General features: G+C 73.7%; 14 protein-coding genes. 8 read left to right on the top strand and 6 right to left on the bottom strand.

Translation table 11 applies throughout. The features are described 5' to 3' along the window. The first annotated feature begins 48 nt into the window (after positions 1 to 48). Together ACFYZR_RS29175 and ACFYZR_RS29180 are read left to right on the top strand one after the other, a co-directional pair. On the top strand, positions 49 to 387 hold the full coding sequence (locus ACFYZR_RS29175) for a hypothetical protein (protein ID WP_391915592.1): 339 nt from the start codon (positions 49 to 51) through the stop codon (positions 385 to 387). A 197-nt stretch (positions 388 to 584) separates the two neighbouring features. Beyond that, entirely contained in the window at positions 585 to 1,190 is a 606-nt protein-coding gene (locus tag ACFYZR_RS29180; RefSeq protein ID WP_391915595.1) for an ATP-binding protein, read from the top strand. A gap of 28 nt (positions 1,191 to 1,218) precedes the next feature. Here ACFYZR_RS29180 and ACFYZR_RS29185 read toward each other — a convergent pair whose 3' ends face one another. Continuing rightward, entirely contained in the window at positions 1,219 to 2,439 is a 1,221-nt protein-coding gene (locus tag ACFYZR_RS29185) for an ROK family protein (protein ID WP_391915597.1), read from the bottom strand. Between the two features lie 17 nt (positions 2,440 to 2,456). Here ACFYZR_RS29185 and ACFYZR_RS29190 point away from each other — a divergent pair, with 17 nt between their 5' ends. Beyond that, positions 2,457 to 3,764: an MFS transporter gene (locus ACFYZR_RS29190; protein ID WP_391915599.1), complete on the top strand. Its 1,308-nt coding sequence runs from the start codon at positions 2,457 to 2,459 to the stop codon at positions 3,762 to 3,764. A gap of 43 nt (positions 3,765 to 3,807) precedes the next feature. Then, the gene (locus ACFYZR_RS29195; protein ID WP_391915602.1) at positions 3,808 to 4,695 is read left to right on the top strand and encodes a DUF2797 domain-containing protein; all 888 of its coding nucleotides are present in this window, start codon (positions 3,808 to 3,810) and stop codon (positions 4,693 to 4,695) included. A 130-nt stretch (positions 4,696 to 4,825) separates the two neighbouring features. On the opposite strand, the gene ACFYZR_RS29200 is transcribed toward ACFYZR_RS29195, so the two are convergent. Next, positions 4,826 to 6,013, bottom strand: coding sequence for a geranylgeranyl reductase family protein (locus ACFYZR_RS29200; RefSeq protein ID WP_391915824.1), 1,188 nt, complete (start codon positions 6,011 to 6,013; stop codon positions 4,826 to 4,828). A 193-nt stretch (positions 6,014 to 6,206) separates the two neighbouring features. Here ACFYZR_RS29200 and ACFYZR_RS29205 point away from each other — a divergent pair, with 193 nt between their 5' ends. Further along, positions 6,207 to 7,592 (top strand): dipeptidase, encoded by a 1,386-nt coding sequence (locus tag ACFYZR_RS29205; RefSeq protein WP_391915605.1) that lies wholly within the window; start codon positions 6,207 to 6,209, stop codon positions 7,590 to 7,592. Between the two features lie 105 nt (positions 7,593 to 7,697). Here the strand turns inward: ACFYZR_RS29205 and ACFYZR_RS29210 are convergent, their stop codons facing one another. After that, positions 7,698 to 8,735 (bottom strand): NUDIX domain-containing protein, encoded by a 1,038-nt coding sequence (locus ACFYZR_RS29210; RefSeq protein WP_391915608.1) that lies wholly within the window; start codon positions 8,733 to 8,735, stop codon positions 7,698 to 7,700. A 207-nt stretch (positions 8,736 to 8,942) separates the two neighbouring features. Beyond that, the gene (locus ACFYZR_RS29215; RefSeq protein ID WP_391915610.1) at positions 8,943 to 9,941 is read right to left on the bottom strand and encodes an ROK family protein; all 999 of its coding nucleotides are present in this window, start codon (positions 9,939 to 9,941) and stop codon (positions 8,943 to 8,945) included. Between the two features lie 321 nt (positions 9,942 to 10,262). Here ACFYZR_RS29215 and ACFYZR_RS29220 point away from each other — a divergent pair, with 321 nt between their 5' ends. Further along, complete coding sequence (locus ACFYZR_RS29220) at positions 10,263 to 11,252, top strand: LacI family DNA-binding transcriptional regulator (RefSeq protein ID WP_391915826.1); 990 nt, start codon at positions 10,263 to 10,265, stop codon at positions 11,250 to 11,252. 90 nt (positions 11,253 to 11,342) lie between these two features. Here ACFYZR_RS29220 and ACFYZR_RS29225 read toward each other — a convergent pair whose 3' ends face one another. Further along, entirely contained in the window at positions 11,343 to 12,620 is a 1,278-nt protein-coding gene (locus ACFYZR_RS29225) for a DUF6986 family protein (protein WP_391915612.1), read from the bottom strand. A gap of 143 nt (positions 12,621 to 12,763) precedes the next feature. After that, a complete protein-coding gene (locus tag ACFYZR_RS29230; RefSeq protein ID WP_391915615.1) occupies positions 12,764 to 12,976 on the bottom strand; it encodes a hypothetical protein in 213 nt (70 codons plus the stop codon). A 284-nt stretch (positions 12,977 to 13,260) separates the two neighbouring features. Between ACFYZR_RS29230 and ACFYZR_RS29235 the strand changes: the two genes are divergently transcribed. Together ACFYZR_RS29235 and ACFYZR_RS29240 are read left to right on the top strand one after the other, a co-directional pair. Beyond that, positions 13,261 to 14,511 (top strand): neprosin family prolyl endopeptidase, encoded by a 1,251-nt coding sequence (locus ACFYZR_RS29235; protein WP_391915617.1) that lies wholly within the window; start codon positions 13,261 to 13,263, stop codon positions 14,509 to 14,511. Positions 14,512 to 14,659: 148 nt separating this feature from the next. Beyond that, complete coding sequence (locus ACFYZR_RS29240; protein WP_391915619.1) at positions 14,660 to 15,169, top strand: BMP family ABC transporter substrate-binding protein; 510 nt, start codon at positions 14,660 to 14,662, stop codon at positions 15,167 to 15,169. The last annotated feature ends 61 nt before the right edge of the window (positions 15,170 to 15,230 follow it).

Consider the following 15,230-nt stretch of genomic DNA (forward strand, 5'->3'; position numbering starts at 1 on the left):
GGGCAGACTGCGCACGGGACAGCGATTTCGGCCGAGAGGCGGTGCACCGTGACGGAACCGGAGTTCAGCGCGACAGGGGTGCGGATAGAGCGCGCGCACCGCAATCTGACCCGGGCCGGCCAGGTGAGGATCCAGGACGGCCGGCTACGGCTGCTGACCAGCTACGGCCGGGAGATCGACAGCGCGCCGGTGGACTCGGTGCGGGCCGGCAAGCCGTGGTTCGCCGCCCGGGACCGGGCCCGCGCGACCGTCAACGGCAATCGCTACGTACTCACCCTGGGCGGCCCCGAGGACGCCGGGGAGCCGGGCTCTACCACGGGCGAGGCGGAGGTCAACCGCTTCCTCGAGGTGGTGCGGTCGGCGCACGGAAGCACGGTGAAGCACTGACGGGTGCAGGAGTTGCGAACACGGCCGCGAGAGTCGACCCTTGACTCATATTGGCATCACCGAGGGTCCATCGGCGGTCACCCAAGCGGTCCGGGCCGCCGGGCGGGCCTGCCGGAGGCGCCACCGGACCGCGTCGGGCGTGTGTCGCACCGTCCATCGGAATCAGGCTAGCCCTACTTCTTCAGGGAGTCGCAGCCGTGATCAGCCGAGTGAACAAGCACTGCACCGTTGAGCTCCAGGCCCTCCCACCGCGCATCGGGCAAGTGCGCAGAATCGTATCTGCGCAGTTGCGGTACTGGCATCTCGACGCCCTCATCGACCTTGCCGCGCTCGGCGTCACCGAGCTTCTGACCAATGTTCACCAGCATGCCGAACCGGACAAACGCTGCACCGTGGAGATCGACCTCGTACCGTCCCGGCTGACCGTCTCCGTACGGGACCACGATCCCCGGCTGCCCTCCCTCGGCGATGCCGACGCCGGCAGCACCCATGGCCGGGGGCTGGCGCTCGTCGCGGCGCTCAGCTCCAGCTGGGGGGTGCAGCAGCGGCAGGACGGCGGGAAGGTCGTCTGGTTCACCCTCGCCGTTCCGGCCGCCGCCCCGGCGGCGGCGCCGCGCTCCGCGCGGAGCGCGGGCACCGTCACCCCCTTCGCACGGCCCGGGCACGCGCGGCCGGTCCGGGGCGGGCCCGTCCTGGAGGATCTGGACGAGCTGGAGGACCCCGCGTTCACGGGGACGGCGGCCGGGCAGCGCCGCGCGGCGCTGCGCGAGCACTCCCCCGTACGGTCCGCCGTCCCGGGCTGAGGCGCGGGACGGCCGGCCGGACGGGCCGTCAGCCGAGCAGGGCCAGCGGGTCGTCGAGGACGGGCTGCCAGGCCGCTTCGGCCGCGCCGATGAGGCTGTTGAAGTCCAGGGTGCAGGGGAGGATGGGGACGCCACCGCTGCGACCCCACAGGCTGCGGTCCGCGACGACCGCGCGCAGCCGCTCGGGGTCGGCCTCCAGCAGCTCGCGGTGGAGTCCGCCGAGGAGGATGCGGTCGGGGTTGAGGATGTTCACCAGCCCGGCCAGGCCCAGGCCCAGCCGGTCGACGATCAGCTCGGCGGCGGCCCGCACGGACGGGTCGTCGTACTCCGAGCGCAGCAGGTCACGGGCCTGCTGGAGCAGCGAGACGGTGGGACCCGGGGTGCGCCCGGCGGCGCTGAGGAAGGCCAGCGGATCGGTCTCGACGTCGAGGCAGCCGCGGCTGCCGCAGTGACAGGGCAGACCCGCGGGGTTGACGGTGAGGTGCCCCACCTCCAGGGCCAGTCCCGAACTGCCGCTGTGCAGACGGCCGTCGAGGACGAGCGCGCCGCCCACGCCCCGGTGGCCGGTGGCCACGGTCAGCAGATGGCGGGCGCCCCGGCCCGCGCCATGGCGGTGCTCGGCGAGGGCCGCGAGATTGACGTCGTTGCCCGTGACGCCCGGGACGGGTGAGGCGTCCGGGCCCAGTACCCCGGACTTGGCGAGGGCCTCGGTGAACAGCTCGCGCACGGGGGCGCCGACGGGCCAGGACAGATGCAGCGGGTTGAGGGCCGTGCCCTCGGGCTCCGCGACGGCCGACGGCACGGCGAGCCCGGCGCCCAGACAGCGCCGCCCGGACTCCTTGAGCAGCCCGGCCCCGGCCTCGACCACGGCGTCGATGATGTGCGAGGGATCGGCGGGCACGTCCATGCAGCCGGGCGCCGTGGCGACCATCCGGCCGCCCAGGCCGACCAGCGCCGCGCGGTAGCCGTCGGCGTGGATCTGCGCGGCGAGCACCACGGGCCCGTTCGGCGCGATGGACAGCCGGTGGGAGGGCCGCCCCTGGGAGCCGGCGGCCACCGGACGCGGGTCGACCTGGATCAGGCCGAGCGCCTCCAGCTCCGCGGCCACGGCACCGGCGGTCGCCCGGGTCACCCCGAGTTCGGTGGTGAGCACCGCGCGCGTGGGAGCGCGACCGGTGTGTACGAGCTCCAGGGCGGGGCCGAGGGCGCCCCGTCCCCGCTCCAAACGTGTTGTCCGAGTCTGCGTCACGCCTCTATTCTGACTTTGTGCCGACGCTAAACAAAATACGGACGGCCATCCTCGGAGGACCGCGAGTAACCTCCGGCACCGACGCCCTCCGTCCCCTTCGTTCCTCCCTGACCCTTTTCTTCGCCCTGGACGGCTTCCTCTTCGCCGGCTGGGTGGTCCGCATTCCCGCCATCAAGCAGCAGACGGGCGCCTCCGAAGGCGCTCTGGGCCTCGCTCTGCTCGGCGTGTCGGCCGGAGCGGTCGCCACGATGACACTGACCGGACGGCTGTGCCGGCGCTTCGGCAGCCACCCGGTGACCGTCGCCGCCGCCCTGCTGATGTCCCTCGGCATCGCCCTGCCCCCGCTGACGCGCTCCACGCTCGCCCTCGGCCTGGTGCTGCTGGTCTTCGGCGCCGCCTACGGCGGTCTCAACGTCGCGATGAACAGCGCGGCCGTCGATCTCGTCGCGGCACTGCGCAGACCCGTGATGCCCAGCTTCCACGCCGCGTTCAGCGTCGGCGGCATGCTCGGCGCCGGGCTCGGCGCCCTGCTCGCCGGCCGGCTGTCCGTGACCGCCCACCTGCTGCTGCTCACCGCGACCGGCCTGGTCGTGGCCGCCGCGGCCGGCCGCACCCTGCTCGCCCACACGCTGCCGCCCCTCAGGGGGCCCGAGGAACCGCGCCGGAACACAGGCCGCCCCGAAAGGGGCGCGGGGAACTGCGCGACCAGCCGCCGACGGCCCGCACCCGTCGTCACACAGACCGACTCCGGGCGACGCGGGAAACCGCGCGAACGGCGCCTCGTGACCGTCTTCGGCCTGATCGCCCTCTGCACCGCCTACGGCGAGGGCGCGCTCGCGGACTGGGGCGCGCTCCATCTGCGGCAGGACCTCGCCGCCCCGGCCGGGCTCGCCGCCCTCGGCTACTCCGTCTTCGCGCTCGCCATGACGCTCGGCAGGCTGAGCGGCACCGCCCTCCTGGAACGGCTGGGGCAGACGAGGCTGCTGGTGGCCGGCGGTACGACCGCCGCGCTGGGCATGCTGCTGGGCTCGCTGGCCCCGTCGCTCTGGGCGGCCCTCGCCGGATTCGCGATCACCGGGCTGGGCCTGGCCAACATCTTCCCGGTCGCGGTCGGCAGGGCCGGGGAACTGGCCGGTCCGGGCGGTGTCGCCGCCGCCTCCACCTTCGGCTACGGCGGCATGCTGCTGGGACCACCGGCCATCGGGATCCTCGCCGACCGCTTCTCGCTGCCCCTGGCGCTCACCACGGTCGCCGCGCTCGCGGGCGTCTCGGCGCTCGTCGCCCACGTCACCCGCCGGACGGGCACCACTGTCAGTGCCGGCTGACACCATGGAGGACGACACTCGGCGACCGAAGGGGGTGGGCGCGATGAGCGGCCGGGACGAGGGCTGGCTCTGCGCCGGCCCGCGGTGGAGCGCCTCGGGCCCGGCGCTGGTCTGGCGGCATCCACGACACGGGGAGCGGCTCTCCCCCCTGCCGCCGGACCGGCCGCTGGCCTTCACCACCGGCGACGAAAGACGCTGCGTCGGCGTGCGCAGAGGCGGCCTGCACACCCCCTGCCCGACCGGCGCCGCGATCTCCGAATCGGCGGTCTCGGCGCAATGCCAGGAATGCGCCCGGCTGGACCGCGCCCACTCGGTGGCGGCGGACACGATCGCCGACGACCCCCGCCCGTACGACCTCTATCTCGCCTGGTTCGCCCCCGGCCTGATCAAGGTCGGCATCACCGCCGCCGAACGGCAGGGGGTCCGCCTCCTGGAGCAGGCGGCGCTGTCCTCCGCGCTGCTCGCCCGCGGCCCGCTGATGGCGGCGCGCCGGGCGGAGGCGGTGCTGGGCGCGGCGCTCGCGGTCCCGGACCGCTTCCCGTACGCGGCGAAACGAGCGGCACGCCATCCCGTGCCGCCCCAGGAGTCGCGCACGGCGGAGCTGGCCCGGCTGCACGGCCGGGCCTCGGCCCTGCTGCCGGAGTCCCTGACACCCCGCCCGTTCTCCCCGGCGCACCACGACACGACGTACCACCTCGACCGGATACGCCCGGGCCAGGCGGTCGTCGAGCTCGCCCCCGGCCGCACGGTCGCGGGCCGGGTGGCGGCGGTCGCCGGCCCGGACGTCTACCTGGAGGCGACGGACGGGCGCTCCCTGCTGCTGGACACCCGCCGGCTGGCGGGCTGGCCCCTCACCGCCGCGGATCCGTCCGCCCCGACGACGGCGACGGCCCGGCCGGGGACGGCGGGCCCGCAGGGAGCCCTGTTCTGACGCCCCGCTCCACGACCGCTCCAAGGGCCGGGGACACCTCCGAAGCCGGGGACACCTCCGAAGAGCCATCCCCGGCGCCTACCTCCCCGCCGGGAAACCGGATCAGCCCCGATCGACGGCGCTCACCGGGTCAGCCCCGGTCGACGGCACTCAGCACCCGCCGGGCCACGGGGTGCGTCCGTACGATCTCGGCGAGGGTGGTCGAGCCGCGGGTGATCCTGGCGAACGCCTGCCAGGCCGGGCGGAATCCGGTGACGGCGGCGTGGATGAGACCGGGGCGGCGCTCGAAGACCGCGAGCATCCGGCGTCCCACACCCATCTCCACGCCCAGCCCCGCCTTGATGGCGAAGGCGTAGTTGAGGGCCTGGCGGCGGGCGTCCACTGCGTCCTGCGCCTCGGCGATCCGCACGGCCCACTCCCCCGCCAGCCGCCCGGAGCGCAGGGCGAAGGAGATGCCCTCGCGCGTCCACGGCTCCAGCAGCCCCGCCGCGTCGCCGCAGACGAGCACCCGGCCCCGGGACAGCGGCGAGTCGTCGGCCCGGCAGCGCGTCAGGTGCCCGGACGAGATGCTGGGCTCGAAGCCGGCCAGCCCCAGCCGGGCGATGAAGTCCTCCAGATACCGCTTGGTGGCCGCGCCCTCGCCACGCGCCGAGATCACCCCGACCGTGAGGGTGTCCCCCTTGGGGAAGACCCACCCGTAACTGCCGGGAATCGGGCCCCAGTCGATCTGGACGCGCCCGGCCCAGTCCTCGGCGACCGTCGCGGGCACCGGGATCTCGGCCTCCAGGCCCAGGTCCACCTGCTGGAGCTTCACCCCCACGTGTGCCCCTATGCGCCCCGCGCTGCCGTCGGCGCCCACCACCGCGCGGGCCAGCACGGTGCTCCCGTCACCGAGCACGACGGCCACGGTGCGCCGGTCGGGCACGGCCGGGCCGTGCTGCTCCACCCGGGAGACGGTCACGCCCGTGCGCACCTCGGCCCCGGCGGCCTTGGCGGTCTCGACCAGGGCGGCGTCGAACTCGGGCCGGCTGATCAGCCCGAACAGCATGTGCCTGGACCGCCGCGTCCGCGTCATCCGCCCGTTCAGCGAGAACGTGACGGCGTGCACGCGATCGCGCAGCGGCAGCTCGAAACCGGGCGGCAGCGCGTCGCGCGAGGGGCCGATGATGCCGCCTCCGCAGGTCTTGTAACGCGGCAGCTCGGCCTTCTCCAGGAGCAGCACCCGGCGTCCCTCGGAGGCTGCGGCCCGCGCGGCCGAGGCTCCGGCGGGCCCCGCTCCGACCACCACGACGTCCCACACCGGCCCGCTGTCCCCCATGGCTTCCCGGGCTGCGTTGTCGCTGCTCACCTGTGCTTCTGCTCCCCTCGAACACCGGCTAAGGCTGTCGCCCGCATCCTAAGGCCCGCCATCGGGCGGCCCACCGGCCGGACCCGGCCGACCGCCATGGGAGGATCGGGGACGATATCGCCCGTACGTACGGACTCAACGCCGCGCCCCCAAGGAGCGTTCCATGGACACGTCCCCGACCCGCCAGCCGGACCCGGCCGCGCTCGCGGCGACCGTCGCCGGCCTGCAGGCCCGCGCCCGGACCGAGCTGGCCGAGCTGGTCGCCTTCAAGTCGGTCGCGGACGAGGCGCAGTTCCCCAAGAGCGAGTGCGAGGCCGCCGCCCGCTGGGTGGCCGACGCGCTGACCGCGGAGGGCTTCCAGGACGTCGCCACCCTCGACACCCCCGACGGCACCCAGTCCGTCTACGGCTACCTCCCCGGCCCGGCCGGCGCCCCGACGGTGCTCCTCTACGCGCACTACGACGTGCAGCCGCCGCTGGACGAGGCCGCCTGGATCTCTCCGCCGTTCGAGCTCACCGAGCGCGACGGCCGCTGGTACGGGCGCGGCGCCGCCGACTGCAAGGGCGGCCTGATCATGCACCTCACCGCCCTGCGCGCCCTCAAGGAGCACGGCGGCATCCCGGTCAACGTCAAGGTCATCGTCGAGGGCTCGGAGGAGCAGGGCACCGGCGGCCTGGAGCGCTACGCCGAGGCCCACCCGGAGCTGCTGACCGCCGACACCATCGTCATCGGCGACGCGGGCAACTTCCGCCTCGGGCTGCCCACCGTGACGGCGACCCTGCGCGGCATGACGCTCGTCCAGGTCCGGATCGACACCCTTGAGGGCAACCTCCACTCCGGCATGTTCGGCGGCGCCGCCCCGGACGCGCTCGCCGCGCTGATCCGCGTCCTGGACTCGCTGCGCGCGGAGGACGGCTCCACGACCGTCGCCGGCCTGGAGGCACAGGGCACCTGGGAGGGCCTCCAGTACCCGGAGGAGGACTTCCGCCAGGACGCGAAGGTCCTCGACGGCGTCGGTCTCATCGGCGACGGCACGGTGGCCGACCGCCTGTGGGCCCGCCCGGCCGTCACCGTCCTCGGCATCGACTGCCCGCCGGTCGTCGGCGCCACCCCGTCCGTCCACGCGAGCGCCCGCGCCCTGCTCAGCCTGCGCGTCCCGCCGGGCGTGGACGCCGCCGAGGCGACGAAGCTGCTGCGGGCGCACCTGGAGCGGGCGACGCCGTGGAACGCCCGGGTGACCACGGAACAGGTCGGCCAGGGCCAGCCCTTCCAGGCCGACACGGACAGCCCGGCGTACACGTCGATGGCCGAGGCCATGCGCATCGCGTACCCCGGTGAGGAGATGCAGGCGGCGGGCATGGGCGGCTCGATCCCCCTGTGCAACACGCTCGCCACGCTGTACCCGGAGGCGGAGATCCTCCTCATCGGCCTGAGCGAGCCGGAGGCGCAGATCCACGCGGTGAACGAGAGTGTCTCTCCGCAGGAGCTCGAGCGGCTTTCCCTCGCGGAGGCGGTCTTCCTGACGAAGTACGCGGAGAGCAGGGCGTAGCCCTGCCCTCCGGGGGGCGCCGGCTTTCCGGTTGCCCGCCGGTGGGGGTGCCCGCGCCTGACGGCGCGGGATTTCGCCCACCCACCGAACCAACCGGTCAGGCCGTCACCCCACCGGCACCCCCGCCTCCAAATTCATCACCCGCCCCGTCTCCCGCGCCCGCAACGCCCACCTGAGCCGCCGCAACCGCACCGGCGGCAACATCGTCGACGCCTCGTCCTCCGTAACGAACCGCCACCCCCGCAACTCCGCCCCCGGCAGCAACAACCGCCGCGCGTCGGCCGAATTCAGCCGCCCCCCGTCGAACAGAAACCGCAGCCCCCCAAAACCGGGCGGCTTCGGCGGCTCCCAGTCGACGACCAACAACCGCGGCACGGCGCTGAGCTCGATCCCGATCTCCTCCGCCACCTCCCGCATCCCGGCCCGCGCGGGCGCCTCCCCCTGCTCGACGACGCCACCGGGAAACTCCCACCCCGGCTTGTACGTGGGGTCGACGAGCAGCACCCGGTCCTCCTCGTCGAAGAGCAGCACCCCCGCCGCGAGCGTCGCCGCCTTCGGCTCGGGCGTCTGGACGATCGGGCAGTACCCGGCGGAGCCGTCGCGCACGGCCTCGGCGATGCGCTCGGCCGTCTCGAGCGGGGTCAGCCCCCCGTTGTCGACGACGAGCGCGTCCCCCCGCAGCCACGCCAGCGCTTCCCGGTACGGAACAACATGGTCGCGCGCCCACTGCCGCACGGACTCACTCCGCACGGCGTCGTCCGGAAACTCGACACGGCTTTCGATCCGCGCCCGAAGGATCGTTTCCTCAGACGTCAGCACCACATGCCGCACCCGGATCGCCCGCGAGGCCAGCGCCCCGAAGATCTCGTCCCGGTACTCCTGCCGCAGCAGCGTCATGGGCACGATGAGCACCCCGCCCACCTCGGCCAGCAGCGCCGACGCGGTGTCCACGACCATCCGCCGCCAGATCGGCAGGTCCTGGTAGTCGCAGACCTCGCTCAGTCTCTTCGGCGGCAGCAGATACCGCAGCGCCCCGCCGGTCACTTCGGGGTCGTAGAGGGTGCTGCCCGGGATGAGCCGGGTCAGTTCCTTCGCCGTGCTGGTCTTGCCCCCACTGAACGCGCCGTTCAGCCAGACGATCACGGTTCCCCCTCCTCCGTAGCCCCCGGTGACGGCCCCGGCCCCGTAGCCCCCTGTGACGGGCTCGGGAACACAGTGCCCGCACCACCTTGCCACGGAAACGTGTACGAGCGGCATGGGGCGCGGTCCCGGCCACGGGCTGCCGGCGGGGTGCCGGGGGACCACCGGCGGCCCCCACGGCGAGCCACCGGACCGGGGCCTGAGCAGCCGTCACATGCCGCTGGCGGTTCCCGGGCCCGTTCCCCCCGTTCCCCCGGCCGGCCCCCACAGCCCCGCCGCCGCGGCGGCCGCGGCGGCCGCGCCCACCACGCCCGCGTCGGAGCCGAGCCGGGCCGGGAGCACCTCGACGCCCGAGGCGAAGGACAACGCCGCGTAGTCACGCAGGTGCGCACGGAGCGGCGCGAAAAGGACGTCGCCGGCGCCGGCGACACCGCCGCCTATGACCGCCACCTCGATCTCCACGAGCGTCGCGGTGGCGGCGATGCCCGCCGCGAGCGCCCGCGCCGCGCGGTCGAAGGAGGCCAGCGCGACGGGGTCGCCCGCGCGGGCGGCCGCCGCGACGCCGGCAGCGCTCGGATCCCCGCCGGATCCGGGCCGCCAGCCGGCCTCGAGGGCGCGGCGGGCGATGTTCGGACCACTGGCGATGCGCTCCACGCACCCCCGCGACCCGCACGGACAGGCATCCCCGTCCAACTCAACACTGATATGCCCGATATGGCCGGCGTTACCGGTGGGCCCGGACCGCAGCCGCCCGCCGAGCACCAGTCCCCCGCCGACCCCCGTGGAGACCACCATGCAGAGCGCGTCGGCCCGTCCCCGGGCGGCGCCCTGCCAGTGCTCGGCGGCGGCCATCGCGACCCCGTCGCCCACCAGCGTCACCGGCAGTCCGCCCACCCGCCGGGTTACCTCGGCGACCAGCGGAAACCCGCGCCACCCGGGCACGTTGACGGGGCTGACGGTCCCCGCGGAGGCGTCGACCGGGCCCGCGCTGCCGATGCCCACCGCCCGGACCAGCGGCCACTCGGCGGATCCGGCCAGTTCGTCGAGGACGGCCGCCACGGCGGCCATGACCGTTCCGCCGTCCTCCCGCGCCGGGGTGGGCCGACGGGCACGGACACGCAGCCGCCCCGCACCGTCGACCAGCGCCCCGGCGATCTTGGTGCCGCCGATGTCGAGAGCGGCGACGAGGTCGCCGGAGTCGGTGTGCACGGTGCCGGTCTCTCTCCTGTTCCACGGATCCTGTAACGACCCTCACCCACACGAGTCCTGACACACGAGGAATGAAGGGGTTCACCGCAAGGCTGCCGCAATCGCGACCGGGTCGACGCGACCGCCACAAGCTCGCCGCAAGGCCGCCGCAGGGTTTTCGGGACGTCAGTCTCTCCAGCGTTGACAACGTTGTCCAGGCCCTATGCTCGACGTCACTCCGCACATCGGACGCATGGCTCAGCCGCCCCTCCGCGCAAAGGACCAGCGATTGTGAACGACGCCGCCACCGGCCGGCTCCCCCGCTACGGCACCCGGCCCACCATGAAGGACGTCGCGGCCCGCGCCGGGGTGGGCCTGAAGACCGTCTCCCGCGTGGTGAACGGCGAGCCGGGCGTCACCCAGGAAACCGAGCGGCGCGTCCAGGAGGCGATCACGGCGCTCGGCTTCCGGCGCAACGACAGCGCCCGTGTCCTGCGCAAGGGCCGCACCTCGTCGGTGGGCCTCGTCCTCGAGGACCTCGCCGACCCCTTCTACGCGCCGCTGAACCGTGCCGTCGAGGAGGTCGCCCGCGCCCACGGCGCCCTGCTCATCAACGGCTCCAGCGCCGAGGACCCCGAGCGGGAACGGGAGCTCGCCCTGGCGTTCTGCGCCCGCCGTGTCGACGGCCTGATCGTCATCCCGGCGGGCCACGACCACCGCTATCTCGAACCCGAGATCGCCGCCGGCGTCGCCACGGTCTTCGTCGACCGCCCGGCCGGGCGGATAGCCGCCGACGCGGTGCTCTCCGACAACCACGGCGGCGCCCGCGCCGGAGTCGCCCACCTGATCGCCCACGGCCACCGCCGTATCGGCTTCATCGGCGACCGGCCGCACATCCACACGGCCGGGGAGCGACTGCGGGGGTATCACGCCGCGATGGCCGACGCCGGGCTGCCCGTCTCCGATGCCTGGGTGTCCCTCGGCCCGACCACCCCCGAGCGCGTACGGGCCGAGGCGGAGCGCATGCTCTCGGGCGAGCATCCGGTGACAGCGTTCTTCACAGGAAACAACCGGGTGACGGTCACGATCCTGCGTGTCGTCGCGCAGCTGGCCCACCCCGTGGGGCTCGTCGGCTTCGACGACCTCGAACTGGCCGACCTGCTCTCCCCCGGTGTCACGGTCGTCGCACAGGACGCGGCCCGCCTCGGCCGCACGGCGGCGGAGCTGCTGTTCCGCCGGCTGGACGGCGCGGAGGACACGCCCCGCCACGTCGAACTGCCGACCCGTCTGATCGTCCGGGGCTCGGGCGAACTCCCGCCGGTCGAGCGCTGATCCGCCGGGACCGCGGAATCGGGACCGCGGAAACGGAAGCGGGGCCGAAAGACAAAGCTCTCCGTCATCCCCGTCAGACGGCCCGCCCTGTCAGACAGCCCGCCCCGTCAGCCGCTCCAGCGCGGCCCGGTCCAGCCCGGTGAGCCCGGTCACCTCCGCGGTGTCCACGGCCCCGCAGTCCAGGCCGCGCAGCAGATGGCCGCTGAGCGCCCGGGCGGTGGCGGGCTCGTCGAGCACGTCGCCCCCGGCCCGTTCCGTCGTGTACGCCACGAGGCGGGCGGCCGCCCGCTCCAGCCCCTCGCGGTAGTAGGAGTACACGGCGGCGTAGCGGGTCGGCAGGTGTCCGGGGTGCATGTCCCAGCCCTGGTAGTACGCGCGGGCCAGCGACCGGCGGACGAGCCCGTGGTGCAGCCGCCACGCCTCGTGGACGCGCGCGGTCGTGCCGACGGGCAGCACGTTCGTCGAACCGTCCGAGAGGCGGACGCCCGTGCCGGCGGCCGCGACCTGCATGACGGCCTTGGCGTGATCGGCCACCGGGTGATCGGGGGCCTGGTGGGCGGCGCCGACACCACAAGCCGCGCTGTAGTCGAAGGTGCCGTAGTGGAGCGCGGTGACGCGTCCGCCGCCGGCGTCTATCAGCCGGGCGACGGTGGCCCGGCCGTCGGCCCCGAGGACGGCCTGGGTGGTCTCGATCTGTATCTCGAAACGGATCCGCCCCTCCGGCAGCCCGTGCGCCGTCTCGAACTCCTCGGCCAGCCGCGCCATCGCGACGACCTGTTCGGGATAGGTGACCTTGGGCAGGGTGAGCATCAGCCCGTCGGGCAGTCCGCCGGCCTCCATCAGCCCTGTGAGGAAGATGTCGAGGGTGCGGATGCCCCGTTCGCGGACGGCGGCCTCCATGCACTTGACGCGCACACCCGTGAAGGGGGCCGCCGTACCGTCGGCGTACGCCTGCGCCACCAGCCGGGCCGCGCGGGCGGCGGCCGCGTCCTCCTCGGCGTCGGGGCGCGGCCCGTACCCGTCCTCGAAGTCGATCCGCAGGTCCTCGACGGGCTCGCGCTCCAGCTTGGCCCGCACCCGCTCGTACACGGGCCCGGCGAGTTCGCCGGGCAGCCCGAGCACGCCGGCGAACGCCTCCGCGTCGGGGGCGTGCTCGTCGAGGGCGGCGAGCGCCCGGTCGCCCCATTCGCGGACGGTACCGGCGGTGAAGGTGTCGGCCGGGACGTAGACGGTGTGCACGGGCTGGCGGGTGCCGGCGTCGCCCGGATAGCGCCGGGCGAGCTCGGCGTCGACCGCCGCGAGGGAGTCGCCTACGCTCTCCCGCACCGCGCTGGTGAAGGTCGTCGCGACCGTCGTCCGCTGCCCCATGGATGCCCTCCCCGACCACCGTGACCCGCCACCGCGACCCGCCACCGCGACTTCCGCTGCGCGGAATCGACCATCCGTGTCGCGAAGTTAGCCAGCGGAACGCCGGCGGGTCAACACCCCTGCGCACCGGGGCGGTCCGTCGCTCAGAAGTAGTCCCGGACCACGTGCTCGGCGGCCCTGTTCTCCGCCGTGGCCGGGTCCAGTTCGCTCAGCGACAGCAGATCGGTGTCGTCGCGCAGGTATCGCTCCCACTCCTCGGCCATCTTCTCCTGCTGCTCGCGCGGGAGCTGTTCGACGTCTTCTCGGCTCGCGGGGCTCAGGGCATGGAGGAACCGCGTCAGGCTGTCAGTCTGCATGCCGTATCTCTTCCAACGCCCGGTCACGGCGGACACCCCGGCCTCCGCCCACATCACCCGAACGGCGGCGGACCCGGCGACGGAGCGGCCCCGACGACGGCACGGACCCGGAGCGGACTGGACCGTTCGGGTGAACTTTCCACTGAACGGGTGATTCCAGGGGGATCGCCTCAGCAGAGGCCGCGCGCTGCGCGCCCGCACAGATCAAAACGGATCGGAACGCATCGGAACGCATCGGAACGAATCAGAACGCATCGAAACAGATCGGAACGGAGAGCCCGGTCATGTCTCCTCGCAACGAGCCGCATTTCCCCGACTTCTCCACCTTCATCGGCGGCGTGCGCGCCATGGATCACACGCTGTTCAGCGCCGCCCGCCCCACCACACCCGTGGGCGCCGAGGAATTCGACGCGATGAGGGCGCACATCCAGTCGCTGTACGCCGGCATCGAGGACGTCCCCCATACCTTCGTGGACGACAACGGCCAGATCTTCGACTGCGTCCCCGTCGAGAGCCAGCCCGCCCTCCGGGGCGTCACCGAGCCCCCGGCCGCCCCGGTCGACGCCCCACCCGCCCCCGGCCCCGGCGTCACCCCGCAGAGCCTTCCGCTGCCGCCACAGCTGCGATCGGACCGCATCGACAAGTTCGGGCACGCGATGGCGTGCCCGCCGGGCACGGTCGCGCTGCGCCGGATCACCCTCGACGAGCTGGCCCGGAGGGGCACCCTCGGGGACTTCTTCCGGAAGAGCCCCCTGGGCACCGGCCGCCACCCCCGGCTCAGTCCGCCCGCCGTGCAGGCGGGTGTCCACAAGTACGCCCATGCCTATCAGGTGGCCGGCAATCTCGGTGGCCACAGCTTCATCAATGTCTGGGACCCGAATGTCGGCTCGCAGGTCTTCTCGCTCTCCCAGCAGTGGTACGCCGCGGGTTCGCCGGTGCAGACGGTCGAGTGCGGCTGGCAGGTCTTCCCGGGGAAGTACGGCACCACCCAGCCGTGCCTCTTCATCTACTGGACGGCCGACGGCTATCAGCGCACCGGCTGCTACAACCACGACTGCTCCGCCTTCGTCCAGACGAACCCCAACTGGGCCTTCGGCGGCACGCTGGGCCCGGTGAGCGTGCTGGGCGGCGCGCAGTACGAGCTGGAGGTCACCTGGTACTTCAACGGCGGCAACTGGTGGCTCTACCTCGGGGGCACCACGGCGGGCAACGCCGTGGGCTACTACCCGGGCTCGCTGTTCGGCAGTGGCCCGCTCGCCTCCGGCGCGGCCTCCGACGTGGACTACGGCGGCGAGGTCGTGGACAGCACGGCCTGGCCCCCGATGGGCAGCGGCCTGTTCGCCTCGGCGGGCTGGCAGTACGCCGCGTACCACCGCGACGTCGTCTACTACCCCACCGCGGGCGGCGCGGTGCAGGCCTCCCTGACGGCGTCCCAGCCCTCCGCGAACTGCTTCACCTGCGAGGTGCGCCACGCCGCTCCGCCATGGAACGAGTACTTCTTCCACGGCGGCCCGGGCGGCACGGCCTGCACCTGACGGTGGCGGTACGGCCTGCACATGACGACCTGACCGCCTGACGACCTGACGGCTCCCCCGGCCGGAGCAGCGGATTCCCTTTGTGTCTATGCTCGCGCGGATCCATGACCGGGCAGCGGGCCCGGTCCCACGCGAGAGGAAGCGCGCGATGCGTCGCACATCATGGCTGGCCACCGGGGCCGGAGCGGTGCTGCTGGTGGGAGGGGTGATCGCGGCCGTCGTGCTGAGCGGGGACGATGACGAGGCCCCCGCGCCGAGAGCCCGTCAGTACAGCGCCCACAGCGCCTGTCTGCTGACCGACGAGCACGGGGTGGCGGGAAGCGAGGCGGCCCCGGTCTGGGCGGGCATGGAGGACGCCTCCCTCGCCACCAAGGCGAAGGTGATGAATCTGCCGGTGTCCGGCCCGGACACCGTGGCGAACGCCGTGCCCTATGTGAACACCCTCGTCCAGCGGCGCTGCGATGTCGTGATCGCGGTCGGCGGGACGCAGGTGGCGGCGACGCGTGACGTCGCCGGGCGGACGCCGAAGACGCGGTTCGCGGTCGTCGGGGAGGGCGACGCCAAGGGCAATGTGACGGTGATTCCGCGGACGGAGGGCACCCGGGCCGCCGTCGCGCGGGTGGTGAAGGACGCGGTGAAGGACAAGCCGGAGGAGTGACCGATTGGTGTAGACCACGTCTGAAAGATCCTGTTTTCGCAGGTCACCCCAGGTTTTGGAG

The organism is Streptomyces sp. NPDC001678 (assembly GCF_042892945.1).
GTDB lineage: Bacteria > Actinomycetota > Actinomycetes > Streptomycetales > Streptomycetaceae > Streptomyces.

Coding starts and splice junctions, on each gene's coding strand:
- ACFYZR_RS29200 (WP_391915824.1), bottom strand. CDS start 6,013: ATGGGGGACAGCGGGCCGGTGTGGGACGTCGTGGTGGTCGGAGCGGGG.
- ACFYZR_RS29230 (WP_391915615.1), bottom strand. CDS start 12,976: ATGCAGACTGACAGCCTGACGCGGTTCCTCCATGCCCTGAGCCCCGCG.
- ACFYZR_RS29235 (WP_391915617.1), top strand. CDS start 13,261: ATGTCTCCTCGCAACGAGCCGCATTTCCCCGACTTCTCCACCTTCATC.
- ACFYZR_RS29205 (WP_391915605.1), top strand. CDS start 6,207: ATGGACACGTCCCCGACCCGCCAGCCGGACCCGGCCGCGCTCGCGGCG.
- ACFYZR_RS29220 (WP_391915826.1), top strand. CDS start 10,263: ATGAAGGACGTCGCGGCCCGCGCCGGGGTGGGCCTGAAGACCGTCTCC.
- ACFYZR_RS29240 (WP_391915619.1), top strand. CDS start 14,660: ATGCGTCGCACATCATGGCTGGCCACCGGGGCCGGAGCGGTGCTGCTG.
- ACFYZR_RS29225 (WP_391915612.1), bottom strand. CDS start 12,620: ATGGGGCAGCGGACGACGGTCGCGACGACCTTCACCAGCGCGGTGCGG.
- ACFYZR_RS29195 (WP_391915602.1), top strand. CDS start 3,808: ATGAGCGGCCGGGACGAGGGCTGGCTCTGCGCCGGCCCGCGGTGGAGC.